The 26,308-nt window shown below is 64.2% G+C and carries 25 protein-coding genes and 6 pseudogenes; 15 read left to right on the top strand and 16 right to left on the bottom strand.

Translation table 11 applies throughout. The features are described from left to right. Positions 1–28 precede the first annotated feature (28 nt). Both ACLP9N_RS38365 and whiB1 read left to right on the top strand, forming a co-directional pair. Positions 29–1,003 carry a diacylglycerol/lipid kinase family protein gene (locus ACLP9N_RS38365; RefSeq protein ID WP_442412284.1) on the top strand — a complete coding sequence of 325 codons (975 nt, stop codon included), beginning with the start codon at positions 29–31 and terminating at the stop codon, positions 1,001–1,003. 277 nt (positions 1,004–1,280) lie between these two features. Beyond that, complete coding sequence (gene whiB1 / locus ACLP9N_RS38370; RefSeq protein WP_442412285.1) at positions 1,281–1,535, top strand: transcriptional regulator WhiB1; 255 nt, start codon at positions 1,281–1,283, stop codon at positions 1,533–1,535. Between the two features lie 62 nt (positions 1,536–1,597). Here whiB1 and ACLP9N_RS38375 read toward each other — a convergent pair whose 3' ends face one another. Both ACLP9N_RS38375 and ACLP9N_RS38380 read right to left on the bottom strand, forming a co-directional pair. Next, the gene (locus ACLP9N_RS38375; protein WP_442412286.1) at positions 1,598–3,109 is read right to left on the bottom strand and encodes a sensor histidine kinase; all 1,512 of its coding nucleotides are present in this window, start codon (positions 3,107–3,109) and stop codon (positions 1,598–1,600) included. Between the two features lie 59 nt (positions 3,110–3,168). Further along, the gene (locus ACLP9N_RS38380) at positions 3,169–3,384 is read right to left on the bottom strand and encodes a biotin/lipoyl-binding carrier protein (protein WP_442412287.1); all 216 of its coding nucleotides are present in this window, start codon (positions 3,382–3,384) and stop codon (positions 3,169–3,171) included. A gap of 226 nt (positions 3,385–3,610) precedes the next feature. Here ACLP9N_RS38380 and ACLP9N_RS38385 point away from each other — a divergent pair, with 226 nt between their 5' ends. Then, a complete protein-coding gene (locus tag ACLP9N_RS38385; RefSeq protein ID WP_139825066.1) occupies positions 3,611–3,685 on the top strand; it encodes a 50S ribosomal protein bL37 in 75 nt (24 codons plus the stop codon). Positions 3,686–3,688: 3 nt separating this feature from the next. On the opposite strand, the gene rsrA is transcribed toward ACLP9N_RS38385, so the two are convergent. Next, a complete protein-coding gene (gene rsrA / locus ACLP9N_RS38390; RefSeq protein WP_442412288.1) occupies positions 3,689–3,991 on the bottom strand; it encodes a mycothiol system anti-sigma-R factor in 303 nt (100 codons plus the stop codon). Continuing rightward, positions 3,988–4,650, bottom strand: coding sequence for a sigma-70 family RNA polymerase sigma factor (locus tag ACLP9N_RS38395; protein ID WP_442412310.1), 663 nt, complete (start codon positions 4,648–4,650; stop codon positions 3,988–3,990). Before ACLP9N_RS38395 ends, rsrA begins: the two co-directional genes overlap by 4 nt. Positions 4,651–4,922: 272 nt before the next feature. Here ACLP9N_RS38395 and ACLP9N_RS38400 point away from each other — a divergent pair, with 272 nt between their 5' ends. Together ACLP9N_RS38400 and ACLP9N_RS38405 are read left to right on the top strand one after the other, a co-directional pair. Further along, a complete protein-coding gene (locus tag ACLP9N_RS38400) occupies positions 4,923–5,783 on the top strand; it encodes an SDR family oxidoreductase (protein ID WP_442412289.1) in 861 nt (286 codons plus the stop codon). Positions 5,784–5,798: 15 nt separating this feature from the next. Next, positions 5,799–6,245: pseudogene (locus ACLP9N_RS38405) on the top strand (YbaK/EbsC family protein); the annotation flags it as partial. A 36-nt stretch (positions 6,246–6,281) separates the two neighbouring features. Here ACLP9N_RS38405 and ACLP9N_RS38410 read toward each other — a convergent pair. Together ACLP9N_RS38410 and ACLP9N_RS38415 are read right to left on the bottom strand one after the other, a co-directional pair. After that, a pseudogene (locus tag ACLP9N_RS38410) lies at positions 6,282–6,711 on the bottom strand (serine/threonine-protein kinase); the annotation flags it as partial. After that, positions 6,712–6,785, bottom strand: a pseudogene (locus ACLP9N_RS38415) (hypothetical protein); the annotation flags it as partial. Positions 6,786–7,239: 454 nt separating this feature from the next. Here ACLP9N_RS38415 and ACLP9N_RS38420 point away from each other — a divergent pair. The 3 genes from ACLP9N_RS38420 (at position 7,240) to ACLP9N_RS38430 (ending at position 9,705) form a co-directional block, all read left to right on the top strand. Next, complete coding sequence (locus tag ACLP9N_RS38420; protein WP_442412290.1) at positions 7,240–8,730, top strand: bifunctional phosphatase PAP2/diacylglycerol kinase family protein; 1,491 nt, start codon at positions 7,240–7,242, stop codon at positions 8,728–8,730. 84 nt (positions 8,731–8,814) lie between these two features. Then, complete coding sequence (locus tag ACLP9N_RS38425; protein WP_442412291.1) at positions 8,815–9,090, top strand: hypothetical protein; 276 nt, start codon at positions 8,815–8,817, stop codon at positions 9,088–9,090. Positions 9,091–9,375: 285 nt separating this feature from the next. After that, the gene (locus ACLP9N_RS38430; protein WP_442412292.1) at positions 9,376–9,705 is read left to right on the top strand and encodes a hypothetical protein; all 330 of its coding nucleotides are present in this window, start codon (positions 9,376–9,378) and stop codon (positions 9,703–9,705) included. Between the two features lie 29 nt (positions 9,706–9,734). Here the strand turns inward: ACLP9N_RS38430 and ACLP9N_RS38435 are convergent, their stop codons facing one another. Beyond that, positions 9,735–10,895 (bottom strand): acyl-CoA dehydrogenase, encoded by a 1,161-nt coding sequence (locus ACLP9N_RS38435; protein ID WP_442412293.1) that lies wholly within the window; start codon positions 10,893–10,895, stop codon positions 9,735–9,737. Between the two features lie 727 nt (positions 10,896–11,622). Here ACLP9N_RS38435 and ACLP9N_RS38440 point away from each other — a divergent pair. Next, positions 11,623–12,451 (top strand): annotated as a pseudogene (locus ACLP9N_RS38440) (alpha/beta fold hydrolase). A 37-nt stretch (positions 12,452–12,488) separates the two neighbouring features. Here the strand turns inward: ACLP9N_RS38440 and ACLP9N_RS38445 are convergent. The 4 genes from ACLP9N_RS38445 to ACLP9N_RS38460 form a co-directional block, all read right to left on the bottom strand. Beyond that, the gene (locus ACLP9N_RS38445; RefSeq protein ID WP_442412294.1) at positions 12,489–13,175 is read right to left on the bottom strand and encodes a rhomboid family intramembrane serine protease; all 687 of its coding nucleotides are present in this window, start codon (positions 13,173–13,175) and stop codon (positions 12,489–12,491) included. A 146-nt stretch (positions 13,176–13,321) separates the two neighbouring features. Next, positions 13,322–13,663, bottom strand: a complete 342-nt coding sequence (locus tag ACLP9N_RS38450; RefSeq protein ID WP_442412295.1) for a DUF308 domain-containing protein — start codon at positions 13,661–13,663, stop codon at positions 13,322–13,324. A 158-nt stretch (positions 13,664–13,821) separates the two neighbouring features. Then, positions 13,822–14,016, bottom strand: a complete 195-nt coding sequence (locus ACLP9N_RS38455; protein WP_442412296.1) for a hypothetical protein — start codon at positions 14,014–14,016, stop codon at positions 13,822–13,824. A gap of 637 nt (positions 14,017–14,653) precedes the next feature. Further along, on the bottom strand, positions 14,654–15,517 hold the full coding sequence (locus tag ACLP9N_RS38460; protein ID WP_442412297.1) for an Hsp20/alpha crystallin family protein: 864 nt from the start codon (positions 15,515–15,517) through the stop codon (positions 14,654–14,656). 400 nt (positions 15,518–15,917) lie between these two features. Between ACLP9N_RS38460 and ACLP9N_RS38465 the strand changes: the two genes are divergently transcribed. The 4 genes and pseudogenes from ACLP9N_RS38465 to ACLP9N_RS38480 all read left to right on the top strand — a co-directional run. Further along, positions 15,918–16,346, top strand: a complete 429-nt coding sequence (locus ACLP9N_RS38465) for a hypothetical protein (protein WP_442412298.1) — start codon at positions 15,918–15,920, stop codon at positions 16,344–16,346. A gap of 1,011 nt (positions 16,347–17,357) precedes the next feature. Continuing rightward, positions 17,358–18,179 carry a magnesium transporter MgtE N-terminal domain-containing protein gene (locus ACLP9N_RS38470; protein WP_442412299.1) on the top strand — a complete coding sequence of 274 codons (822 nt, stop codon included), beginning with the start codon at positions 17,358–17,360 and terminating at the stop codon, positions 18,177–18,179. A gap of 179 nt (positions 18,180–18,358) precedes the next feature. Further along, a pseudogene (locus ACLP9N_RS38475) lies at positions 18,359–18,436 on the top strand (hypothetical protein); the annotation flags it as partial. A gap of 47 nt (positions 18,437–18,483) precedes the next feature. Then, positions 18,484–18,953, top strand: a pseudogene (locus ACLP9N_RS38480) (putative zinc-binding metallopeptidase); the annotation flags it as partial. A gap of 102 nt (positions 18,954–19,055) precedes the next feature. Here the strand turns inward: ACLP9N_RS38480 and ACLP9N_RS38485 are convergent. The 3 genes from ACLP9N_RS38485 to ACLP9N_RS38495 are packed head-to-tail and all read right to left on the bottom strand — an operon-like array spanning position 19,056 to position 23,128. After that, a complete protein-coding gene (locus tag ACLP9N_RS38485) occupies positions 19,056–19,898 on the bottom strand; it encodes an alpha/beta fold hydrolase (RefSeq protein ID WP_442412300.1) in 843 nt (280 codons plus the stop codon). Positions 19,899–19,901: 3 nt separating this feature from the next. Further along, the gene (locus ACLP9N_RS38490; RefSeq protein ID WP_442412301.1) at positions 19,902–21,614 is read right to left on the bottom strand and encodes a PHA/PHB synthase family protein; all 1,713 of its coding nucleotides are present in this window, start codon (positions 21,612–21,614) and stop codon (positions 19,902–19,904) included. Between the two features lie 2 nt (positions 21,615–21,616). Next, positions 21,617–23,128, bottom strand: a complete 1,512-nt coding sequence (locus ACLP9N_RS38495; protein ID WP_442412302.1) for a long-chain-fatty-acid--CoA ligase — start codon at positions 23,126–23,128, stop codon at positions 21,617–21,619. 150 nt (positions 23,129–23,278) lie between these two features. On the opposite strand from ACLP9N_RS38495, the gene ACLP9N_RS38500 reads away from it, so the two are divergent. Next, positions 23,279–24,487 carry a PucR family transcriptional regulator gene (locus ACLP9N_RS38500; RefSeq protein WP_442412303.1) on the top strand — a complete coding sequence of 403 codons (1,209 nt, stop codon included), beginning with the start codon at positions 23,279–23,281 and terminating at the stop codon, positions 24,485–24,487. On the opposite strand, the gene ACLP9N_RS38505 is transcribed toward ACLP9N_RS38500, so the two are convergent. Further along, positions 24,484–25,071: an HdeD family acid-resistance protein gene (locus ACLP9N_RS38505; RefSeq protein WP_442412304.1), complete on the bottom strand. Its 588-nt coding sequence runs from the start codon at positions 25,069–25,071 to the stop codon at positions 24,484–24,486. The two genes, ACLP9N_RS38500 and ACLP9N_RS38505, sit on opposite strands and share 4 nt — an antisense overlap. 279 nt (positions 25,072–25,350) lie before the next feature. Here ACLP9N_RS38505 and ACLP9N_RS38510 point away from each other — a divergent pair, with 279 nt between their 5' ends. Further along, complete coding sequence (locus ACLP9N_RS38510) at positions 25,351–25,533, top strand: hypothetical protein (protein WP_442412305.1); 183 nt, start codon at positions 25,351–25,353, stop codon at positions 25,531–25,533. A 38-nt stretch (positions 25,534–25,571) separates the two neighbouring features. Here the strand turns inward: ACLP9N_RS38510 and ACLP9N_RS38515 are convergent. Further along, positions 25,572–26,308 (bottom strand): PucR family transcriptional regulator (locus ACLP9N_RS38515; protein WP_442412306.1); only part of this gene is annotated, 737 nt, incomplete at its 5' end.

Consider the following 26,308-nt stretch of genomic DNA (forward strand, 5'->3'; position numbering starts at 1 on the left):
TTAACCGACCCGCCTAAGCTGATCGATCATGCGTGCCGTGCTGATCGTGAACCCAACAGCCACTTCCACCACACCGGCCGCCCGCGACCTGCTGGCCAATGCGCTCAAGAGTCGCCTCAAGCTCACGGTCGAACACACCACCCACCGCGGTCACGGGAGCGAACTCGCACAACAGGCCGTCGCCGACGGAGTCGACCTGGTCGTCGTACACGGCGGCGACGGCACGGTGAGCGGGGTGGTCAATGGTTTGCTCGGCCGTCCGGGCCCCCCCGGTACTGCACCGGCCGGCCCTGTACCCGCGGTCGCGGTCCTACCCGGTGGCTCGGCGAATGTGCTGGCCCGCTCCCTGGGAATCGCCAAGGACCCGGTCGCGGCCACCAACCAGCTCATCCAGCTGCTCGACGACTACCGCCGCCACCAAACGTGGCGCCGCATCGGGCTGATCGACTGCGGTGACCACTGGGCAATGATCAACGCAGGGATGGGCATCGACGCGGAAGTGGTGGCCGGGGTGGAGGCGCAACGCGACAAGGGCGTCAAGGTCACGGCGTTGCGCTATTGGCGTGTCGCGATACCCCTCACGATTGCTTTCAGCCGCCGCGAACCGACCCTCACGCTGGAGCTACCGGGCCGAGAGCCCATTGCCGGCGTGCACTTCGTCTGGGTGTCCAACACCAGTCCGTGGACCTACAGCAACAACCGGCCGCTGGTCACCAACCCCGGATGCAGCTTCGACTCGGGCCTCGGGGTGTTCGCGCTCGACGGCATGAAGGTGCTTCCCACGCTGAACCTGGTTCGCCAGATCTGCTTCAAGGGACCCAAACCGAACGCCAAACAACTCGTCCGCGACGACGACGTGGCCTGCCTGAAGGTCTCCTCCATCGGCGCCCCGATAGCCAGCCAGTTCGATGGGGAGTACCTCGGCTTGCGCGAGAGCATGACGTTCCGGGCCGTTCCCGATGCGCTGGCGGTCGTCGCCCCGCCTGCGAAAAATCGTATCTGACGTGCGCCGACAGCAGACGTGACGAGCTCCACATCGGAAATTCCCGGTAAAGTGGCCTTGAAGTGTAGTACAACTGTGTAAGGGCTTTGATACGAGAGTTTCAAAGTGAGATAGCCCACCCGCTAACTCCCACTATTGACATCTGTTGAGCCTGTGAAACGATCGAAAGGTTGCACGCAGAAATTTTGTAGGGGTACGGAGCCTTTCTTGTGCACGCGTTTACAGCCGAAGAAAATGCCCGTGCGTCTTGCTGCGCAAACGGTAAGGAGTAATACGTATGGATTGGCGCCACAAGGCGGTGTGTCGCGACGAGGATCCGGAGCTGTTCTTCCCGGTGGGGAATAGTGGTCCGGCGCTCGCGCAGATCGCTGACGCGAAACTGGTCTGCAATCGGTGCCAGGTGACCACAGAGTGCCTCGCCTGGGCCCTGAACACAGGTCAGGACTCGGGCGTCTGGGGCGGCATGAGCGAAGACGAGCGGCGCGCGCTGAAGCGTCGCAACTCCCGGACGAAGGCCCGTAGCGGAGTCTGACCCAGTTCCACACCGGTGCGGCCTCGACAACCGTCGGGGCCGCACTGCTGCGTGCGGTGTCCTTACAGAAGCAGCCGCGCCCGTCGTCCGATCGGTACTCGTAACACCACATCGGTGCCGCGATCGGATCCTTCACGCATGCCCAGCGAGCCGTCCAGCTCGGCGGACACCAAGGTCCGCACGATCTGCAGCCCCAGGCTGTCCGACTTCTCCAGGCTGAAGCCTTCCGGCAACCCGCGTCCGTTGTCGTGTACGACGACATCGAGCCAGCGTGCTGAGCGCTCGGCGAGGATCGTCACCGATCCTTCTTGGGCTCCCGGGTCGAACGCATGCTCGATCGCGTTCTGCACGAGCTCGGTGATCACCATGATCAGGGCCGTCGCACGGTCGGAGTCCAGCACGCCGAGATCCCCCACCCGGTTGATCCGGATCGGCCTGTCCACGGACGCCACGTCGTTCATGATCGGCAGGATCCGGTCGATGACCTCGTCGAGGTTCACCTGCTCGTCCACCGACATCGACAACGCGTCGTGGACCAACGCGATCGAAGACACCCGGCGCACCGACTCGCTCAGCGCCTCGCGCCCCTCGGCGTTGGCGGTCCGGCGGGCCTGCAGGCGCAACAGCGCCGCCACGGTCTGCAGGTTGTTCTTCACCCGGTGGTGGATTTCCCGGATGGTGGCGTCCTTCGAGATCAAAGCCCGGTCCCGACGCTTCACCTCGGTGACGTCGCGGATCAGCACCGCGGCACCGGCGCTGCGACCGTGCACCACCAAAGGCAGTGTCCGCAGCAGCACCGTGGCGCCGCCGGCATCCACCTCCATCCGCATGCTTTTGCCACCGGCCAGCAAGTCCTGCACGTGCTCGGCCACCTCCTGGGCCTCGAAGGAGTCGGAGATCAGTGGCCGGGTGACTTGGACCAGGTTGCGATCTTCCAGCTCGCTGGTCAGGCCCATCCGGTGGTAGGCCGACAAAGCGTTGGGGCTGGCGTAGGCGACGACACCGTTGACATCGAGGCGGATGAAGCCGTCGCCGGCGCGCGGGGTGGAGCGGGACATGGCCACGTCCCGCACGTCGGGAAATGTGCCCTCCGCGAGCATGTGCAGAAGATCCGTCGCGCACGCTCGGTAGGCGGTCTCCAGGTGACCGGAGCTACGCTCGGCCGCCAGTTCGGTCTGGTGCTGTGTGAGCACCGCCACCACCTGCTCGCCATATCGCACCGGCGACGCCGCAACGTGCGGGCCGGGTAGCTGCCGCGAATCCTGTTGGGCCGCATCACTTTCCCGCACGAGGACGCCAGCTCCGGCAGCAACGAAAGCCTCGGCGACGAGCGGCAGCCGATCGGCGGTGACGACGCTACCCACCGCGTCGGTCTGCAGGACGGTCGGTGCGGTGTTTGGCCGGCATTGCGCCACGCACACCAGCATGTCGTCGTCGCGGCGAACCCACATCAGGTAATCGGCGAACGACAGGTCGGCCAGCAGCTGCCACTCCCCGACCACCGCATGCAGGTGATCCACCGCGTTGCCCGGCAGCATCGTGTGTTCGGCGAGCAGATCACCGAGCGTGGACATCAGTTACTTTCGAGTCGTTCCGCGCGCCAGGTATAAGGCAGGTGTGAAGCGGCCAATCGCTAGCTGATCACGGCGATGAGGTCGCCCGCCTGGATGACGTCACCCACCGCCACGCTCACCTTGCTGACGGTGCCGCCGACTTCGGCCAGGACAGGGATTTCCATCTTCATCGACTCCAGCAGCACCACGATGTCACCTTTGCCGATCGCGTCGCCCTCGTTGACAACGACTTCGAGCACACTGGCCACGATCTCGGCGCGAACATCCTCGGCCATCTTCACTCCACTCGTCCCGGCCATTTCGCATGCTGGCTGCTGGTTTTTCAAGCTTTGGTCAGGCTCATGTATATCGAACCACACGACGGGTCCAGACACCGGTTACGTGGGCCTTCTATGGGTCGTCGGCGCCGCGTCGGGTCCCCGTGAGAGACTGGGCAGCAATCTGACGGGTGCTGAGCAACCTGCATCCGAGCAACAATGCGATTCCCGGGAGGTTTCCACCATGGCCAAGCGTGGCCGCAAGAAGAAAGACCGCAAGTACAGCAAGGCCAACCACGGCAAGCGACCCAATTCCTAGTCGCTAGGGCCCACCCCGGATGATGGTGGTCCGCCGGATCTCCAGCCGGAGGCGCTCCTTCAACCCCTCGGGGGCTTTCTCGCCTCTGCACTTGCTGGCGATCAATGTCTTGATCCGCTCCTCGAGCCCGTAATGCTTGAAGCATCCCGGGCAAGCCTCGAGGTGCTGGCGAAGCTTCTCTCGGTTCTCGGGTGTGCATTCGCCGTCAAGCAGCGTCCACACCTCGGCGATCACCTGCGCGCAGCCGATGTAGCCATGCGCATCGTCGTTAGGGCACGGCGCCGTCGGACCGGAAAACTCACTCATGACGGCACCTCCTCGTGCGCCTGCTGACCGCGGAGGAAGCCCCGGTCCTTGGCCACATCGGCCAACAGACCACGCAGCTGACGCCGGCCGCGGTGCAGCCGTGACATCACGGTTCCGATCGGCGTATCCATGATCTCGGCGATCTCCTTGTAGGGGAAACCTTCCACATCGGCGTAGTACACCGCCATCCGGAACTCTTCCGGCAATGCCTGCAGCGCCTCTTTGATCTCGGTGTCCGGCAGCGCCTCCAGGGCCTCGACCTCAGCCGAGCGCAACCCGGTGGAGGAATGCTCGGCGTTCGCCGCCAACTGCCAGTCGGTGATCTCCTCGGTCGGATACTCCGACGGCTGGCGCTGCTTCTTGCGGTAGCTGTTGATGTAAGTGTTGGTCAGGATCCGGTACAGCCAGGCCTTGAGGTTGGTGCCCTCCCGGAAGGAGCGAAAGCCGGCATAGGCCTTGACCATCGTCTCCTGCAGGAGATCCTCGGCGTCGGCGGGATTGCGTGTCATGCGCAGCGCGCCGCCGTACAGCTGGTCCAGCAGGGGAATCGCGTCGCGCTCGAAACGTGCCGTCAGCTGCGCGTCGGTCTCATTTGGCGGCCTGGGTTCGGGAACCTCCGACCCGGTGGCGCCGTCTTGACCATCTTCAAAGTCTGCCATCTCGATCAGCACGGTCCCTTCTGTCGCGGTGTCGCCGGACAACACCGGTAACGACACCGGACTTACAAACAAGCGAGCCAACTCCTGCTCGCCGAACAGGCTCGTCGCCGTTGACACCACACTCCTCCTCCCAATCTAAAGGCTGCGACCGACAGTGTCTGCGGGTATACCACCCGCCCAGAAGTAAACCGAATGTTTTAACAGCGGATACCAGCGGGCTATTTCCGAAGCCCCCGGTCAAATCGGGTGGAGCAGGGCGTTAGTGTGGCGCCATGTCCCACGCCACTTCCCTCCAAGGCAAGACCATGTTCATCTCCGGCGCCAGCCGCGGCATCGGCCTCGCGATCGCCAAGCGGGCCGCTCAGGACGGCGCCAACATCGCCCTGATCGCCAAGACCGCCGAGCCGCACCCCAAGCTGCCGGGCACGGTGTACACCGCGGCCAAGGAGCTCGAGGAAGCCGGTGGCCAGGCGCTGCCGATCGTCGGGGACGTCCGCGACCCGGAATCGGTCGAGTCCGCGGTGGCCAAGGCCGTCGAGCAGTTCGGCGGCATCGACATCTGCGTCAACAATGCGTCGGCGATCAACCTGGGGTCCATCTCCGAGGTGCCGATGAAGCGTTTCGACCTGATGAACGGCATCCAGGTGCGCGGCACGTATGCGGTATCGCGGGCGTGCATCCCGCACCTGAAGGGGCGGGAGAACCCGCACATCTTGACGCTGTCGCCGCCGGTGCTGCTCGGCAAGGAATGGCTGAAGCCGACGGCGTACATGATGGCCAAGTTCGGCATGACGCTGTGCGCGCTGGGGATCGCCGAGGAGATGCGCGAGGAGGGCATCGCCTCGAACACGTTGTGGCCGCGAACCCTGGTGGCCACCGCCGCGGTGCAGAACCTGCTCGGCGGCGACGAAGCGATGAGCCGCGCCCGCAAGCCCGAGGTCTACGCCGACTCCGCCTACGTCATCCTCAACAAGCCGTCGCGGGAGTACACCGGCAACATGCTGCTGTGCGAGGACGTGCTGGTCGAGTCCGGCGTCACCGACTTGTCGGTGTACGACTGCGTGCCGGGTGGGCAACTCGGCGTCGACTTCTGGGTGGACGGCGTCAACCCGCCGGGGTACTCGGGTCCTTAACCCCTTAGCGTCCTAGTGGCCGGCGCAGCAACACCGGGGATCGCCGCACTCGTCAAAGCCGGTGTGCCACACGAGGTCTTGCACTTCAACGTCATCACCGACCTGTCTGCCTCCGGGGATTTCGCGCCCGAGCAGGTATTCAAGACCCTGATCATCGCGCTGCCCGGGGAACTGGCCGTCGCGGTCGTCCCGGTGCCGTCGAAGTTGTCGCTGAAGGCGGCCGCCGCGGCGCTGGGCGTGCCCAAAGCCGCGATGGCCGAACCCGCTGCGGCCGAACGGTCCACCGGCTACGTGGTCGGCGCCATTTCCCCGTTCGGCCAGCGCAGGCGGCTGCGGACGGTGGTGGACGCCTCGGCGTTGAACTGGGACCGGGTGCTGTGTAGTGCGGGCAGGCGGCATTGGGACGTCGCGGTGGGTCCACCAGACCTGATCCGCTTGACCGGCGCGATCACCGCTGACATCCGGACTCAGCGGAGCCCTCGACTCTTGAATTTTGCTCTACGCGAGTCCCGCATCGACCAGCAGACGCGAGAGCCCGAGTTCAGCGCACTTGGCAGAAGCTGGCGTCGGTTCTTTTCGAGCTTGCGCTGTCCGGCCCGCGGCCATGAGCGTTTCGATGAGGAGCAGTTGCGCCTGCAGCGCCGCGAGGGGTCTGCGCTCGCCGTCGATTCCCGCGGCCAGATCAGCGGCCCGTCGGCATGCCTGCTCCCGGTCAGCCGCGGAATCGCTCGCGGATAACAGGCGGATCCCGGAGTCCTCGTCGAGTTCGGCTGTCATCGTGGCGATTCCATTGCCGCGGGGGGATGGTTCGCGGCGAACGCAAACCGGCAGTAACCGCTTGCGGGAGCTCGATTCCCAGCCGCACGCGCTCATTGTTGATCCTTGCGGCAAGACGCGGCAGCCGCAGCTGCTGTGCGGCGGTCGCGCCGGGCGCCGACAGTAAGTTCCACGCAATGATCAGGTCGAATCGGGGTCACCCGCACCCATCAGGCCGAAGTCGATGGTGATGTCGCATTCTTCGCGCACGTCGGAGGATTCGTCTTCGGGGCTCTCGTGACAGGACTCTTGGTGGGCACCGGACGAATCGTCGCCCGCAGGCCGCAATGGGTGAGCACGTAGGCCCCAAATGTCCCATAGGAGGGCAGCTTTGGTGCGCTCGCTGGTCATGGCCGCGGCCAAGGGAGTGATCGGCGGTATTCAAGGAACCGCCGAGGGATTCGCGACGGCTGGAGTAAAGGCAGTCGGTCAGTGGCTGGCCGGTCGGGTGAGGCCGGGGTCAAGGGTGTCAACCGCGGTATTCAGCTAGCCGCCAAGGGGTCTGGGACGGCTGGAGTACGGGCAGTCACTCCCGCCAGCCACCGTGTTGAGATTCTGGGCGACGCCGAGGAGCACCATCAGGGCCTCCACGGCGCTTCATTCGAATCCGATCGATGGCGTCGAGGTATAGATTGATTTGATGAAAACGGCGCCGCGCACATCGCCCGGGTTGCGGCAGATCAGCAAGGGCCTCGGTGCCCTCGACGCCGAGGTGTTTGAGGCGATCACGGACTCGCGCAGCCCCTTGCTTGACACCGCGATGCCGGCGCTCAGCCGTGCCGCCGATAACGCCAAGCTGTGGTTTGCGATAGCGGCTGCTATGGCGCTCTCGGGGAGTCGCTCGGCGCGGCGCGGCGCGGGCCGCGGTGTCGTCAGCCTGGCGGTGACAAGTGCGATTACCAATCAGCTGGCTAAGCGGGTGTGGCGACGCCAGCGGCCCCGATTCGGGTCGGTTCCGTCGGCGCGGCGCCTGCCCCTTCCAAGGTCGTACTCCATGCCCTCCGGTCATTCCGCCAGCGCGGCAACGTTCGCGGTCGGTGTCGGGCTGGAAAACCCAACGCTGGGGCTGGTTCTCGCCGTGCTGGCCGGTCTGGTCGGGCTTTCGCGCGTCGCGACGGGGGCGCACTATCCCAGTGACGTGTTGGCAGGCTTCGGTATTGGCGCGTCCATCGCCGTGTTGGGTGGGCGTCTGGTCCCCCCGATCGTCGAACACCATCTGCCGAACGCCGACCCGCTGCGCATCGATACGCCACCGCGGCCGGACGGTGCCGGCCTGGTCGTGGTCGTCAACCCCGCCGCGGGCAGCGGGACCGGGGAACGGGTGATCGCCCAGGTTCGCCGGGAACTGCCCAACGCCAAGATCATTCAACTGGCCTCCAACGACAACATCGAAAAGGTGCTGCGTGCGGCGGCCGAGCGGGCCGAAGTGTTGTGCGTCGGTGGTGGCGACGGAACCGTCGCGTGCGCGGCGGCTGCAGCGATGGATAGCGGCCGTCCGCTGGCTGTTTTCCCGGCCGGCACGTTCAACCACTTCGCGAAGGACATCGGCTGTGAGGACGTGAGCAAGACCATTCGGGCGATACGGGAGGGCAGCGTTTTCTGCGTCGATCTCATGTGCTTCAACGACACTCGAATGATCATCAACACTTCGAGCATCGGCGCCTACCCCACTTTCGTGCGGGTACGCGAACGGCTTGAACACAAGATCGGCAAGCCGCCGGCGGCGGCTTACGCAATGCTGCGTACCTTGCGGAATGAGGAGCCGGTGCGTATCCGCTACGACAACAAGACCCTCCAGACCTCGCTGTTCTTCCTGGGCAACTCCACGTACCTGCCGTCCGGATTCGCGCCGGCGCAACGCAACCGGATCGATGATGGGCTGATCGATGTGCGAATTCTGGAAACCGGGAGACCGTTCAGCAAGATCCGCGTCATGACGGCGATGATGGCCGGACGGCTGGTACGCAGCCGGCTGTATCACGAGCAGCATGTTCCGGAGTTCAGCTTCAGCTGCGTCGACGGGCCGACCGCCATTGCATTTGATGGCGAGGTGGATGGACAGCATGAAAATGCAAGCTTCAGCGTCCGTTACCGAGCCCTTCCGGTGTTTTGCCCCCAGCCGCGACGCTAACGATGACTTCGGACCCTACGCCGATCCGCGTGCGAGAGAGACGATGACGCAAGCCGTAGGAAAGTTATTCAGGAGAGAAGCGACATGCCCGATCCCGCTGAGCGTATCCGCCACACACTTATTGTACGAATCCGTCAGATAATCGACGAACATCGCGCGAGCGGTGACGGTGACGATACCGAGGTTGCCTGTAGTTGTGGAACGCAAGGGTTGTCCGATTATCCTCGTCATCTCGCCGAGCAGATCATCGACGGGTTGGACCTCAAGGCGGAAGCTACTGACCACGTCAAAAATCAGATCCGCTATGCAACCGCATGGTTCGACGGGGAGCTAACCCAGCTAGAGGGCGCTCAGTGCTAGGTCAGTGTCGACGGCACGTGAAAACTGACCGCGGGACGGGTGTAGTTAATTCGATGCTCATCAAGGGGCGGCTTTTTCCTTTACGACTCCTGTGCCCAGCCTGCCGGTGGTCATCCCGAGTTCATCCGCAACTTGGGCGATCGGCTTAGCGTCTACGGAAAATCCGTCCTTCCCGGAGCTTTCATCTTGGCGTGCGGCCCACTTTTCGACCAGCAACCTGCTTGAGCTTGGACCGGTGCCGACATCTAGCCCACCGTTCGATGGATTGTCCACCCGACATTTCCGGTGAAGGATCACGTCGAGGAGGTCCGTCGGTTCACGGCGGGGAATCCGGGTTCGCCTAGCGTCGGAATCGGAACAATGGCCGCGGGCTTCGAGGGCTTTCGCCGCTCGCACCGCCAGGCGCAGGCCGGCCGCGACGTCGCGCTGGCTCGGGGTGAGCATGGGCCGACAGTCATCGCGGCCGCCGACTCAGGTCTGGCGGTCGCGGCACTACTGTGCAACGACATCGATCCGGCGCGGGTGTGGGTGGCCGAGGCGCTGCTGGTGTGCGACTGGTACGGCACGGCGGTCCTTTCCGCGGACCGTCAGCCACCACGGGCGCGCACTTCATAGGTCGAAAGTGTGGCCGCCGGCCGGTGCGGCTACTTCAGCAGTGCGCGCGACATGACGACACGTTGAATCTGGTTAGTGCCTTCATAGATTTGGGTGATCTTGGCGTCGCGCATCATCCGTTCGACTGGGAAATCCTTGGTATAGCCGGCGCCGCCGAACAGTTGTACCGCGTCGGTCGTCACCTCCATCGCCACGTCGGAGGCAAAGCACTTCGAGGCCGAGGAGATAAAGCTCAATGCCGGCTCGCCGCGCTCGGCGCGCGCCGCGGCGCTGTAGACCATCAGCCGGGCCGCCTCCACCTTCATCGCCATATCCGCCAGCATGAACTGCACACCCTGAAAATTGCTGACCGATTGCCCAAACTGCTTGCGCCCCTTCGTATAGGCGATCGCCGCGTCCAGCGCCCCCTGCGCGATGCCGACCGCTTGCGCCCCAATGGTCGGGCGGGTGTGATCCAGCGTCGCGAGCGCGGTCTTGAACCCGGTGCCCGGGTCGCCGATGATCCGATCGCCGGGAATGCGGCAGTCCTCGAAATACAACTCGGTGGTCGGCGAGCCCTTGATGCCCAGCTTGCGTTCCTTGGGCCCGACCGTGAAGCCGGGGTCGTCCTTGTGCACGATGAACGCCGAAATCCCGTTGGCGCCCTTATCCGGATCGGTCACCGCCATCACCGTGTACCAGGTCGACTTGCCGCCGTTAGTGATCCAGCACTTGGCGCCGTTGAGCACCCACTCGTCGCCGTCGCGTCGCGCACGGGTGCGCATCGCGGCCGGGTCACTGCCGGCCTCGCGCTCTGAGAGCGCGTACGAGGCCATCGCCTCCCCAGCCGCCAGCGTCGGCAGCACCTGCTTCTTCAGCTCGTCCGAACCCCGCAATATCAAACCCATCGTGCCCAGTTTGTTCACCCCGGGGATCAACGATGCCGACGCATCAACGCGCGCCACCTCCTCCATCACAATGCAGGTCGCCACCGAATCCGCGCCCTGGCCGCCGTACTCCTCGGGCACATGGATTGCGGAAAACCCCGACGCGCTCAGCGCCTTGAGCGCCTCCTCCGGGAAACGCGAATGCTCATCGACGTCGGCGGCGTGCGGCGCGATCTCCTGCTCGCACAGATCCCGCAACACCGCGCGCAATTCGTTGTGCTCATCGGGCAGCCTGAACAGATCGATCGACGGATTACGCGTCATCGCGGTATCCCTTCTCGTGTTGCTTCTTCGCAATGCGGTTATCAACGCAGTGGCGTGTTGGACACCCGGACTTTGGGTTCGGCAAGAGCGTAGCCAGCGTGGCTGGTCGCTGCGCAGTCCCCAACCAACCAGTTTCCGAGATCTCATTGTTTTCCGGAGACAATGCACCCGTTTCGGGGCGCCGTGCCCCAGCGGCGGTCAAGGTCGCGGCGCTCACGCTCATCGGTCAGCGACAATGATGCGGATGATCTTCGTTCCCTGAGGCCGATGGCGGCGGCCTGATCGAGATCTAACCTGCCAGACATGGATTGCGACACGGTGCAGGAAAAAGTCGCTGCCGTTAGCGCGGTCGCCGATGAAACCGGCTTCGGCCCGACCGCCTATTCTCGGCTCGGAGTCGCCGGCGGACGCGACGGGACGCGACGGTCGTCTGGGACGGACGCGGGAAAGCTTGGACTCGCCCGTGGGCGCGGGCATCGTGCCATTGGAACCGGCACCGGGCACCTATGTGCGCGAACACTGACATGCTCGGCCCGAAAGACGGCTTATAACAAGATTTTTGAAGCGGACACCTCTGCTCGATTCTGTCGGGCAGGCGGTTCCGCAGCGTATCCGTGCGAGGCGGGCACCAGATGACCTCGACTGCGGAATCGATGTTCGAGATGACCGACAAGATCGCCGGTGAACAACGCCCGGCGCGCATTGCAGGCGTCATCGCGCGGCACTCATGAACGCGTCACCGTCCGATAGGGCCGGCACGGAGCGCCTTATCCCGGTGCTGGGACAGCAGATCCGTGTCAACGTCCGTTCCGGGACGGGGGTGCCGCTGGTGTTGTGCAATGGTATCGGCGCCAGCCTGGAAGTGTTGGACTCGGTAGTGAAGCACCTTGATCCGGACACCACAGTGGTGCGGTTCGACGTGCCCGGGAGCGGCGGTTCACCGGATTCACCACTGCCGTACGGGTTTCCATACCTCGCCACAGTACTGCGACAACTCCTGAACAAGCTCGATCTCAACACCCGGGCCGTCGATGTCCTCGGACTGTCCTGGGGTGGCGCGCTCGCACAGCAGTTCGCCTTTCAGAACCCACGCTACTGCCGGCGGCTGATCCTCGTCTCCACCGGGAAACGGCATCATCATGGTGCCCGGAAAACCGGGTGTGCTGACCAAACTGCTCACACCACGTCGCTTCCTTGACCACGAGTACGCGGCCTCGATCGCCGGTGAACTCTACGGTGGGACGGTCCGCACCGACCCGTCGGTCGTCAAGCGATTGTTCGACCGCCAGCTGATGGCCGGCTCCCGTGTCGGATACCTCCATCAACTGCTCGCCGGTTCGGTGTGGACGAGCATCTTCGCGTTGCCGCCGGTCCGGCAACGGACAATGGTCGTCGCCGGACTCGACGACCCGGTCGTCCCGTTGGCGAACGCCAGGATCCTGCATCGGCTGCTGCCAAATTCGACGCTGCATCTTCACTCAGGCGGACACGTCGATCTGATCGCCAACGCCGCCGAGCTCGCGCCGGTCGTCGAAATGTTCAGACGGATGTATTAGGGAGCCATATCGACATCGCGGCGGGAATTCCATGCCATCACACGTCCTGGGCCGCGACTCGCCCGGCACCGACGAGAACTCTGGCCACGATCACGCCGAAGAGGAATCCACCGACATGGGCGAAGAACGCGACACCACTGCCACCGCTGTTCGAGGGGTGAACCAGCGCGGAGTTGCCCTCGAAGAACTGGTACAGGAACCAGCCGCCGAGGAAGAACCATGCCGGGATCCTGACTGGGAACCACGCCACGAACGTAAGGATGCGTGAGTTGGGATAGAGCACGAAATAGGCTCCCAGCACGGCGGCGATCGCGCCGCTAGCGCCCAGGGTTGGTATCTGCGCGTCGGACGCCGTGCCGAAGAGCAGGGTCATCGCGGTCTGCATCATGATTGCGGCGAATCCGCCGGCGAAGTAAAAGACCAGATAGCCCAGCCGCCCCAACGCGTCCTCAACGTTCTTGCCGAAGATCGCCAAAAACAGCATGTTGCCGAGGATGTGATCCCAGCCGGCATGCATGAACATCGCCGTGATCCAACCAACACCCCAAGGCAAGCCAACGTGGCAGGCGTTATCGACATCGCACGGATAGAACGATGCCTGGTTGATCGTCGTATCCCCGTTCGGCAACTCGTAGAACAGAAAGACCGCGAAGTTGGCGGCGATCAGCGTGACGTTGACAACCGGGAACCGCCGGGCCGGAATGCCATCGGAGTAAGGGATCATGGGAGTTCCTTCCCGGTGCAGCGGCGGTGGTGGCCTTCCGTGCCGAGCGATGCTCGAGACGACCATTATTGGGGTCACGCGTCTAGGAGTCCACCGCGCGCTTCGAATCCCCGTTCCTCACCCGGGGCGGTAATGCACCTGGTCGGTCATGCACCTGAAGGCCAGCCATACCTGACAGCGCTCGTCAACCGCACGACGCCTCGCTCGACGGCACTGGCTGCCGTGCGCGCCCGAAATGTACACACGATCCGTGCGACCCCGATGATGACGAGCCAGATCCCGGTGACGAGTGCAAGCGCGACAATCGAACTGAACGGCCAGGCAAGCACGACAACGCCGGCCAGCACGGCAATGATGCCACCAAGATCAGCCAGCCCCGCCGGGGATTTCACCGTAGCTTGTCGCCAATGCAAATTCCGAAACACCTTGGAATATAAAAGCAACTCCGATCCAAATGGCCAGTAACAGAACTGCATATCCTTGGCCAAAGTGACGAAAGGCCAGCACGCCCAAGATCACCGCGAGCGCGCCGCTGATGAATAGCAAGATCCGGTTGCCGACCGGCGAGAGCGATCAGCCCCGATGCCAGCGTGGCCTTCCACAGATGCGCGAAAAGTTGCGGAGATTGCAACGTGGTCATGGCTGGTCAGCTCCTGGTGGCGGCCAACTCGTCGGCCTCGCCGCCCGTCTGTTCGGCCCGCACGACGGCCCACTCTGCGGCGTCAAGACAGTAGCCTGCCAAAGTGACGGCCGCCACCGCGTCGTCCTCGGGCGTTTTCGGCGGCCGCTCTACGCTCTTTTGCTCAAGTTCAGCGTGCCGCTTTTCGAAGTCAGCGCGCATCGCGGCGATCTGTCGTTCGATTGCGCCCTTGGTGTCTGACCACCAGCCCCGTGCGGCTTCCTTCGCCTCCGCCGTCGTCTTCTCAACTCTTTGACTTCGCGGTCGATGACGGTTTCAAGTTCTTCGCGGCGCGCCTGCAGCGCGGCTCGGTTCTGCTCCCGCACCGCGGCGGCCGAGTCCTCGAGCCTTTTGACACGAGCGGCAAGATCCATCAGCGACTCCGACAACGGTTTCATGATCGACTCCTTCTAGAATTTGTCGTCCCCGATGTCGAACAGCGTGCGCGTGCTCGGCGGCCGGACGTAGGGCCGAGGGTCCCTTGACGTACCACATTGGTTGCTCGTTATCCCGGCACGCCCGCGGTGTACTGGACGACTTCAGTACCGCGGGGTCGACAGAAATCGACTACCTAGCAACGTCCTTCAAGATCAGGTCACGCTGGCGAACAGACGCCGCAGGTCCCCAAATGGCGAGAGGTTCAATGCTTTGCTGACGACCCCGCGTGTGCCATCAGAGCGACCGACTACTGCCGCCCAATATGTTTGGTGTTCAACCAGACTCACACGCAGAGCAGTGTAACCCTACACGTGACCACGACGGCGAACCTTCGTCGCTCACCCGGGTTGGGTGTACCAGATCAGGTGCCCGAGGTGACGCTGATGTGCTTTTCGGCAGCCGCGGCCTGCGGCAGCCCCACCGAGACGGTCAGGATGCCGTCGCGGTAAGTGACGTTGACGTCGTGTTCGTTCGATCCCGGCGGAAGCGCGACCGAGCGGACGAACGACCCGTATGTGAATTCCGATCGGCCGCTGGATTCGCTGCTCTCGCTGCGCTGGGCCCTGATCGTCAGCACCCCGTCACGCGCGGTGACGTCGACGCCTTTGGCAGGATCGATGCCGGGCAGTTCGGCCCGGATTTCGTAGCGGCCGTCCTTCACCCCGTCCTCGAGCCGGATCGGTTGACCGCCGAACATCGGTTGAAGCGTCGGCCACGACGGGAAGCCACCCAGCCACTCCGACAACTCCGGCCAACTCGAGACGCGTTGTATCCCAGGGGCACTCGGCGCGCCCTTCACCCGGCTGGCGGCGCGAGCCACCGGGCTCTCCCAGGTCGCCACCGCCCAGATGACGAAGATGTCCAGTGCGATCACCACGATTGCCCAGACCGGGTAGTGCGGAAGCCACAGGAACTGGCTCACGATCGACAACGAGGCGACGATGATGGCGGCGACGCGTGCCCATGTCGTACTCCAGAACAGTCCAAAGGCCACGACCGCGACCAATATCCCCATGACGATATGGATCCAGCCCCAGGCGTTGGTGCTGAACTCGTACACATAACCCCGCCCGACGACGAGCGTCTGATCGTGGGCCAGCGCGGAAATGCCCTGAAGAATGGTCACCACCGCAGACACCCACAACACGGCAGCCACCCCGTAGGTCCCGATGCCGGCCACCACGTCTCGCGTTGAAAAGTTACCGTTACTTGACTGCTGGGCCACAACTGCCTCCTGTGCCTCCTGGACTTCAGAAATTGCCAGTGCGCTCAACGTCGGCTTCATAACCAGCGAAACGGACATGCCGCTTCCCGCCTGGATCTCTGCCTGTCGCACTCGCCATGTTTGCGCTGATCACATCGCCGGTATAGGGCACAAAGTCATTCATGCAGGCCTATTACGCAGCGACGTCGGCATGACAACGATCGATGACCACCGAGCTCCGGGCCCCACCTGAAGCCGATCGTCTGCGGCGCCAACGCGCGTGGGGTCGAAGGTGTCGCACACGATCTGCCAGCACTGTCTTATCGGAGCAACTTGCGAGGACTTAGGACCCTACGCCGGCGCGCAGCCCCGCGAGACGATAACAGCACAGACAAACGCCTAACTCTGAAGGGGACTTCTGATGGCAGACAACGACCTGAGCGCGCGATTCGAGAAGGTCTCCACCGCCGCCAAAGAGGCAAACGAAAAGATACGCGCCGCTGGGCAGCAGGCCCGCGAGCAGGTCGAAGCGGATGCGGCCCAGGCGCGAGACAGGGCATCGCAAGCCGCTGATCACCTCAAAGACCGGGCTGAAGCCGCCCACGACAAGGCATCCGAGCATTGGCAGGATCTGGCCGACAAATGGAATGCCCACGTTGCCAAGATTCGCAAGGACTTGAAGAAGAAGAAAGCCGAACACGACGCCAAAGAGATGGAGGGCTATGCCGAGATGGTCGAGGGCTATGCCCTCGATGCGATCGATTTCGCGCAGGCTGCGGTCTATGAAGCGGAATACGCTGTGCTCGATGCGCTTTCGGCACGCGCCGCTGCTAACGCGATGGCCTCCTGAAGGGACGTTTCATCGCGTTAGCGGTTGTCTCCGGCAAACCGCCTGAATGAGTCCAACACCACGCTGCCTCGGCCGCCCGACCGAGGCCAAGGATGCATTGATCGGGCTGCAGGACCGCTTTTTCGCCTAGGCTGACCGGGCTCTGCTGATTGTTCTTCAAGCAATCAACGCGGCGGGCAAGGACACCAACGATCAAGCACGTCATGAGCAGACTGAATCCCGAAGGTGTTGCCGTGCGTAGCTTTAAGCCCCCGTCGATCACTTGAGCAGGCGCATGACTATCTATGGCGTCATCAGCAGGGCGACTTCGCGACGGCGTATCGGGGTATCTCCCTGACAACCCCGGCGGGCTGCACGTGTATCGCTTCCCGCACTCGGCGACCGCGTGATAGCTCATTTCCTCACCGGTGATGAGTTCATGGTTTCGCCTCCGACCCGGCCCGGCCCGGCTGCGAGAGTTCGGCACAAACCGGTACACCGTGGCCCGGATGCGGGGCATGTCAGCCAGGAAATAGACGCTGAGCACAGCCACAATACCGACGTGTGACGCGGCGCCGAACACCGTCTTTCCGACCTTGACGACACCCCCGACCGTCGGTGCGCCCGGCCCACGGATCATGTCGGTGATCCGTTGTTGCACATGGAAGCCCTCGTTGAGCCCGCCGATCAGCGAGGAGTGGTCCTGCGCCTGCTGCAGATAGCGGTGCCTGTTCGATGAACTGGCGTGCTTCCTGCACCAGCGGCGGAATCGCCGCCGCCACAGCACCGGCAAGGACACCGTGTCATCGAAGGGTTCGCGCACACCGCACCGGTGGTTGAGGGTGTCGGCCGGATTGCTCGCGCGCGTTTCTGCCGAAACGTCTACCGCGACGTGGGCGTGCTGGGAGGATAGCGGACACCGTTGGTGCATTTTGCGCCCTCATTTCAGGAGCGTCCGAGAACCGCGGGGAGGCGACATTGGCCACACCTGATAAGCGCAGAGCCACCCGTCGCGGGGCTGTATCAGCCACTTTGCACGATCGGATCGCTGCTAGTCGGACGATCGCCGACCAGACGATCTCGTTGGCCCACCTGCTCGGCCGTCGCGTCCTCGATGCCGCCGGAACCCGCGTCGGCAAGGTCAGCGACGTCGTGGTCCGTTGGGACGCCAATGTCACGTATCCACCAGTCGTCGGGATCCTCGTCGGCGTAGGCAGCGGGTTCGCGTTCGTTGATCTGCAAGACGTGACGTTGACCCAGACTGGAGCACACCTGCGATCCGAGCAGCAGACGGTGTCGCGACCGGTTCGGGGTGAGGGCGAAGTCGCGCTGGCCCGTGACGTCCTGGACCGTCAGCTGGTGGACGTCGCCGGGGTTCAGGTCGTGCGGGCCGCGGATGTGTATTTACTCAACGGGCCCCGTGGGTGGGAGCTCGCCGGCATCGACGTAGGCGTGCTGGCGTTTGGCCGTCGGCTGCTGCCTAAGCGCCGACTTTGTCCGCCACCGGATCGTGCGATCGAGTGGGCCGACCTGCAAGCGTTCGTTCCCCGTTTCATCGATACCGCGCTGCCGGGGAACGAGCCCGCGGCTGCGGCCGGGATCATCGGTGGTGGCATGCAACTCGGACGTCCCGCCTCAGCGCTCAAAAAGCTGCGTGCCAGAGATGTGGCGGCGATCCTTGCCGAACTGGGGCGCGGGCAGCAGGCACAGGTGACTGCCCTCGCGACGCCCTCGGCAGCAGTTGAGGCGCTTCGTCAGCTGAAACCTTCTCAGCGGGCGGCCCTCCTTGCCGAGCTGAGCGAGTCAGACAGGAACCGGCTGCAGGCGATGCTGGACGGCGGCGAAGCTTCGTGACTAAGCCCCAAGCGGCACAAACCCCGCGGCACATCCGTCGTCCCTGGGTGGTCCGGCTTCTCGCTGTGCTGGCCATCCTTGGGCCGGGTTTGATCGCGGCCAATGCGGGCAACGACGCCGGGGGGATCCTGACCTACGCCAGCGCCGGGGCGCAATTCGCCTATCGCACCTTGTTCCTGATGGTTCTCGTCACCGTCGCGCTGGTCGTGGTGCAGGAGATGTGCTCTCGCCTCGGTGTCTACACCGGCGAGGGGCTCGGGGGCCTGATTCGCGAACAGTTCTCTGCCCGTAGCACATTCGTGGCGACGAGTGCCGCGCGCTCTTCGGTGACGAACGCGCCGACTACCAAGCCGAAATCGCCCGTCACTACAAATTTGGGGCGCCCCAGAACTGGAGCGACTCCTTCATCTCGGAGTACGCGGCGATGCACCGTGGGAGGATTTCGCGGAGTGCTTTGCCCACTATCTGCACATCACCGACACCATCAACACCGCGCGCGAGGCCGGTCTGGTTCTGATCGCCGACAGGGCGAGCGTCGCGATTCCCCGGGACATCGTCCCGCTCGCGTCCTACGCCGACGCGCCCATCGAGCAGTTGCTATATGACTGGAAGTGGTTGGCGCTGTTCTTCAACCGCATAAACACCGCGATGGGCAAAAGCCCACTCTACCCGTTCGAGATCCCGCCCCCGGTGATCCGCAAGCTGGGCTTCGTGCACAAGGTGATTCGTCAGACCGCGCTCACTGACACCGCCGGATCTTTGAATCCCGTATAGCGGCGGTTGCCACATAGGCCAAGGCGTTCTCATAGGCGCCCATGAGCAGGCGCTCATACGAATAGAAATCCGAGGTGTCGACGTCATCAATGTCATTGTGGCTCAAGGTCGTTCTCCCGGTTCACACAGGAATTTCTCGATGACGGGAGCGAGTTCGGTCGCGTTGTGCACGAGGTCGATGTGCCCGCCGGAGTGCAGGTGTAGCCGCGAATGAGGCAGCAACGCGTTCATGATGTGGGCGTTGGCCAGCGGGATGATGGGATCATCGGTGCCGGCCACGATCAGGCTCTCCTGTCGCACCGCGGGCAGCGCGAACAGGCTGGTCCAGACCGAACCCGCGAGCAGTTGATGCACGTAACCGATCTTCGATCCGGCGTGCAGCTGCCGCACGAACAGTCGCGCCACGTCGTCGCCATGGGCGCGGACGGTACCGCCGTAAAGCCCACCGGCAATGGCCGCGGCGTAATCGGGATCCGAGAACCTGCGCGGGGTAAGCATTTTCGCCAGTACCCGTGGGTGGGCCGGCACCATAAGCACACCGGTGCCGGTCGCCACCAGCACCAGGCGACGGCACCGGCGCGGGTTCTGGAAAGCGAACTGCTGCGCAAGAGCGCCGCCCCAGGATAGCCCTAGTACGTCCACCACCCCGATTCCGATCTTGGACAGCAGCCGGCCCAACACCCAGGCAAGGTAGGGAAACCCATAGGGCGCAGGGGAGGTGGGTGATCCTCCGGTCCCAGGAACGTCGAATCTGACCACCGGGCAAGCCAGGTTCTCTACCAGCGGATCGAGCACTTCCAGGCTGGCGCCGATGCCGTTACAGAGCACGAGCGGCACGCCGGTTCCCTCCCGCACGTTCACTCGGATCCGCTGACCGCCGGCGGTGATGTAGCGGTGTTCGCCAATCGTGCTCACCGCTTTAATCGCGGCGACCGTGCGGCGCATCGGTCACTTCTCCATTACGTAGCTGCCGGGGGCCGGACCCAGCGGCGGGAGGTCTTCCCCGCCAAGCGTTTTCGGAGCGTCGATCTCCGAGCCGCTACGCTCGGCGAGCCAGCTGACGTAGTCCGGCCACCAGGAGTCAGCGTGCTTCTCGGCGGAGTCCAGCCACTGTTGGGGATCCTCGGCGTCGACCGGACCGGTGCGGAACGACGCCTTGGGGTTGCCGGGCGGGTTCACCAATGCCGCGATGTGCCCGCTGGTGGACAGGACGAAGCGATTGTCCTTGCTGCCGAGCAGGCGCGCACTGCGATAGGTGGCTTGCCACGGGCAGATGTGGTCGGCGACGCCGCCGACCACGTAGGCGTCGGAGGTGATCTTGGCCAGGTCGACCGGGCTGCCCAGCATGCTGACCCCGCCGGGCGTGACCAGCGCGTTACGCAGGCCCATCAGCACCAGGTCGCGGTGCAGGGCAGCGGCCATCCGGGTGGTGTCGGCGTTCCAGAACAACACGTCGAACGGCGCCGGCTTGCGGCCCTGCACATAGTTGTTCACTACGTACCGCCACACCAGGTCGGTGGGCCGCAGCCAGGCGAACATCTCCGCCATGTCGCGCCCGTCGAGGTAACCCTTCCTGGCCGAAACTCGAATCGCCACCTGCGCTGCGCGCTCGCTCATCGCCGCCGCCGCGAACCCGCCCCGGGTCTCATCCAGCACGGTGACAGCCAGGTTGAGACCCGCGACCCGATCGCCCTCGCCGATCTCTGCGAGGTGGGCCGCCGTCATTGCTGCGAGGATGCCGCCCGAGCAAGTGGCCAACAGGTGGGTGCTGTCGGTCCCGGTGATTTTCTGCACCGCGTCCATTGCCTCCACGATCGCCGCGCCGTATGTGTCGAAGCCCCAATCTCGGTGGCGCGCTTGCGGATTGCGCCACGAAAACACGAAGACCTGCCGGCCCTGCTGGACGAGATACTCGATCATGCTACGCCCAGGCGCGATATCCATGATGTAGAACTTGTTGATCACCGGCGGCACCATGAGCAATGGAATCGCGCGCACCTTGGCCGTCTGCGGGGCGTATTGAATCAATTCGAACACCGAGGTTTGCAGTACGACGGCCCCTTTGGTGATAGCCAGGTTCTCCCCCACCGCGAAGGCGTCGGGCTCAACCATCGCCGGCACGCGAGGCTTCGAAAGGATGTCTCGGGCAAAGGCTCTCACGCCCCGTACTGCGCTCAGACCGCCGGTATCGATCAGCGCCTTCCAGCCGAGCGGACTGATTAGCGGGTTGTTGCTGGGTGCCAGGCCCTCCACAAAGTTGTCTACGACGAACTGCATCTTCTCGTTGTCGCGCCAATCCAACTGGGCATCGGCAAGCAACTCCTCAGCGGTCTCGGCACCTGCCAGATAGGCCTGCATGATTCTGTGCAAGAACGGATTCTGCTGCCACGCAGGATCGGTGAACCGCTTGTCGGCCCGTGCCGGAACACGGTGCGACTTGCCGGCGGCGATACTGCCGAGTTCACGGGTCAGCGTGCCAACCCGGTCGGCCACCGCGCCGGGGTGCGCAGCGAGGTTGCCGGCGAAGCGGGCCCAGGTGGTATTCGGCATCATTCGGCTGGCAAATGGCTTGGTGGCGCTGGTAAGGAGCAGGTCGAGCGGTGCAGCCAGCTCGTCGACTTTGGTCGTGGGATCCTTGGGACCTTTCGCAGAACTTGCCATAGTTATTGTGTGCTTTCAGTTGTCGGAACGGTGATGTCGCGTTTCTGGACCTTGCCGGTGGGTCCCTTGGGCAGAGCGTCGACCAGCCAGACCAGGCGCGGATACTTGTAGGCGGCGACCCGCTCCTTGACGTATTCGCGCAGCTCATCCGCCGTCACCGCGGCCCCCTTCTTGAGGGCGACCGCAGCCCCGACTTCCTCGCCGAGGGAATCGTGCGGGATACCGATGACGGCGGCTTCGGCCACGTCCGGATGCTCGTAGAGCACCTCCTCGATCTCGCGCGGATAGACGTTGTACCCGCCGCGGATGACCATGTCTTTGGTCCGGTCGACGATGTAGAAGTAGCCGTCCTCGTCGACGCGTCCGACGTCGCCGGTATTCAGCCACCCCTCGGCGGTGATCGTGGCCTTGGTTGCATCGGGCAGGTTCCAATAGCCCTTCATTACGTTGTGGCCGCGAATCTGGATCTCGCCCGCCTGTCCCTGGGGGACCTCAACTCCGTCCAGGTCGACCACCCGCATCTCCACACCCTCGATCGGGGTGCCGATGGAGCCCGCCTTGCGCGGCCGGTTCGGATGGTTGAACGCGGCAGCCGGAGAGCTCTCGGAGAGCCCGTAGCCCTCTAGAACGGCACAGCCAAAGGCCTTTTCGAAATCGGTGAGAACCTGTACGGGCAGGGCCGCACCCCCGGAGACGCAGGTCCGCAGACTCTGCGTCGCCCCTGGTGCGGCCTCGTCGGCAACGCTGAGCAGCGCCGAATACATCGTCGGCACTCCCTCGAACACCGTGACGGCGTCACGCTCGATCACCTCGAGAGCCTTGCGTGGGTCGAACCGAGGGATCAGCGTCAACGTCGCGCCCGCGAGGACCGCACCGTTGAGACCGCAGGTCAGGCCGAAGACGTGGAAAAGCGGCAGGCAGCCCATCACCACGTCGTCCGGCCCGGTCTCAACCAGGGTGCGCACGCTGACCTCGGCATTGCGCCCAAGATTGCCGTGCGTGAGCATGGCTCCCTTGGGCTTACCGGTGGTGCCGGACGTATGCAGGATGACCGCGACATCATCGTGGTCGCGCTGAACCGGCGAGTCCTGGTGAGGCAGGTCGGCGATCAGCTTGGCCAGCCCAGCGTCGTCGACGAGCCAGCACTGGGCGCCCACCTCGGCGGCGCCGGCGGTGGCCTCCTCAGCGAAGGCCGGTGCCGCGAACAACGCCCTGCCGCCGCTGTTGGACAGGTAGTAGGACACCTCACGGGACTTCAGCAGCGGGTTCATCGGGACCGCGACGGCGCCCCGATAGATGATCCCGTAGAACACGATGGCGAATGCGGGCGTGTTCGGCAACATCACGCCCACCCGGTCGCCCGGCTCGATTCCGGCCCGCTCCAGCAGCGTCGCCACGCGAGCCGCCGCGGCGTCGAACTCGCGGTAAGTGAGCTGTAAATCGTCGCAACGCAGCGCAACGCGGTTGGGGCTGCGATCTTTCGATGCGACGAGGTTGGCGCTCAGGGCGGTCATCAGGTGCCTTTCGAAAATGTCTTGTTTGCTGGTTCCAATGGTCATTCGGGCGCCTGTGCAAAACAATGTCGCCGTCAACAAGATGTGAGCCGGTTGGGTGTGACCGCCCACATCAGCCGATATCCAGGAATAGGGTCTAGGGGTATGAGCGTGTCATCGAAAACCGCTGGCGTCAGGCGTTTGTCCACCCCTGATCCGCACATCGTCCAGCTCGGCAAACTCATGCTGGGCCGCGCCCCGAGATTGGGGGAAACGATGGCCGATCTGCTGTGCCGCGAGATCGACGCATACCGCGACGGCAGCGTCGTCACGAAGGATCAGGTCGCCGAAAGTTGTGTGGCGAACGTGACGTTCATCTTCGACTCGCTCGCCGGGGACGCCGATGTCGATGTCTCGCCCGCTGAGCAGACCGGCACCGAACGCGCGCTCGCCGGTGTGCCGCTGCCAGCGGTGATGACTGCCTACCGCATCGGTTTCCGATTCATGTGGGAGGAGACCCTCGCCACCGCGCGAGCCGCGGCAATACCTACCGACTCGATCCTGGATGCCACCGCACGGGTCTTCTTCGCTCAGGACACGTTCACCCAGGCAATGAGCAGCGCCTACCGTCAGCAGCTGACCGCGCAGATTCTCGAGCGGGAGGAAGAGCGATCGGCGTTGGTAGAAGCGCTGCTGTCTCGGCGGATTACCGACAGTCAGAGCCTCTGGGAGGCGGCAGACCTGCTGCGGCTACCCACTTCGGGACCGTACGTCGTCGTTGCAGCGGAACTGCCGGCGATCGGAAAGCTGGGATTACCCACAATCGAAAATAAGCTCTCCACCCGCGATATCCGATCGGCGTGGCGGCTGCTGCCGGACTTGCAGGTCGGCATCGTCCATCTGCGGGGCCCCGACAGCCTCGGCGCACTTGTCGAGGTGCTCCGGCAGGCGGCGGCCGCCCGAGTCGGAATCAGTCCGCCGTTTCACGAGCTGGCCGAAACGAGCGACGCGCTGCGATTCGCCCGGCTGGCGGTCACCGGAAAACCGACGGCCGACTCACTCGTTGCCGTCTTCGACGACACCCCGCTAGCGGTCGCGGCGGTCAGCGCGCCTGAGGTCATGGCGAAGATCAGGTCGTCGGTGCTAGGGCCACTGGACGCGATGCCGACTGAGGAACGCACGGTGCTGCTCGATACCTTCCAGGCTTGGCTGGAGATGGGCGGCTCTGCCAACGACACCGCGGCGAACATCTATTGCCACCCCAACACCGTGCGGCACCGTCTGCACCGCATCGAGGAGTTGACCGGCCGATCACTCTCGCGGCCGAAAGATCTCGCCGAGCTGTGTCTCGCGTTCGAGGTCGAGCGGCGACTGCCTTAAGCGCCGCCGTGCAACGCGTTCGCGCGGTGGCGGACCTGCAGTGCGCTGATGACGTCCACGATGCCGATGGCGATCAGCCAGCATCCGGCGACCAAGGTCAGGATGAACATCGAATCGATCGGGGAGACGATCAGCACTCCGCCGCCGATAACGATGATGATGCCGGAGAGCACCTGCCAGCCGCGTCCGGGCAGGTGGTCGAAGGATAGCGCCGCGGCGAGCAGGGTGACGCCGCGAAATACCCAGCCGATGCCGACCCACAGGGCCAACAACCAGATCGACTCGAGTCTGTCGCGGAAGCAGAAGAATCCCAGCACCAGCGACACGGCGCCGGTGAGGAACGCCAACACTCTCATTGCGGCGCCGGCGTGAGTGCCGAAAGCGGCGAACATGTATCCAACCCCGGACACCACCAAGTAGATGCCGAAAAGGACACCCGCCACGAGCAGTGTCTTGCCCGGCCAGACAAGGATGATGACACCGAGTGCCACGGAAGTGATGCCGATGAGGATGAGCAACTGCCACGTGTTACGAGCAAGCTGGTGCAGGGGACCTTCGAAAACGGTCTTTTCGTTGGTTGTCATAGAAAAACGATAGGCCGGGGTCGGCGCAAAGAGAATGTTCGCGCGAACAAAATTCGCGTTAAGCGCACATATCGCAATACAAGCGAGCCGCTTTTGTTACCCGAAGACAAGAAGGCGTCGCAAGTTGGTCGGTTGAAGACATCGCTGAGCCGCGTCGGCGTCGTTACATTTCTCATCACGAACACAGCACGACGTTCCTCAGCAGCCCGCTGAGTGCGAATCACATACTGCCACAACCCATCCCAACCACCCCGCACTGCGGAGAAATGTGAGCTAACCATGTCTTCTGTCATCGCGACGTACCTGACCATCGCCAGCATGCTTGTTCTGACCACGTTCCCGGTGCTCGTCCCGGCCATCATCACCGCCGGCCACGCGATCAGGCGCCGGATCTCCGCGCAGGCCCGCGCCGCCTACCTGCCCACGGTGTCCCGCCGTCTCGCCGCCCCCGCGGTCGCGTAACACCTGCCCGCAAAACCCGATAGACCAGCCCGGCCGGTCTATCGGGTTTTTTGCTGCAGAACCGCGGTGCCATACCAGTGACAGGCGAGCAGCGCGAGTTCCACGTCGAGCCGGTCGCTGCCGATGTCCCGGCCGCGCCGGGCGACGGCACGGGCCACGCGATACTTCACCGAGTTGAAGTGCAAGTTGAGTTCCTCGGCTGCCACCTTGTAGCTGGAGCCGCATCCCAGAAACACCCGCAACGTCTCGCGCAGTCGCGCGTCGTTCTCGTCATCATTCGCAAGGTCCCCAAGCACGGTGGCCACCCAGTCGCGGGTGGCGACCACGTCGCCACCAAGACGCGCCACCACCGACAACCCCGGATCGGTGACCCCCACCACCGTCGGGCTCGACGAATTGAGCCGTTCGCTGACGATCGCGACGCCGCGGGCCTCCTCTGCCTCCCGGTGTGAGCGGCGAAATCCCTCGACGCCGCCGGCCATGGACCCAATTGCCAGACTCGGCGAATCCGTTCGACCCAGCGCGAAGCTGCGGACCTTTGCCACGGCATCGAGAGCCTCCGCGCGATACGGCAGCCACCCCCATGCGCAGCTTTGGTCGGCGGCAACGAAGAGCGGGCTGGCGGCGACAGCGGCGGCTTCGCCCAGGTCGCGGAGAAACCGTTGCAGCCGGGCAAGCTCGTCGCCTTCGGCGCCCGGGTTCGGGTACCACAGGACCAGCCCCAGGTGGTGCCACCGCAGCGGATAGCGGATCGAGGTGGTGGCCGCATCGACGT

This window comes from Mycobacterium sp. (genome assembly GCF_052144515.1).
Lineage (GTDB): Bacteria > Actinomycetota > Actinomycetes > Mycobacteriales > Mycobacteriaceae > Mycobacterium.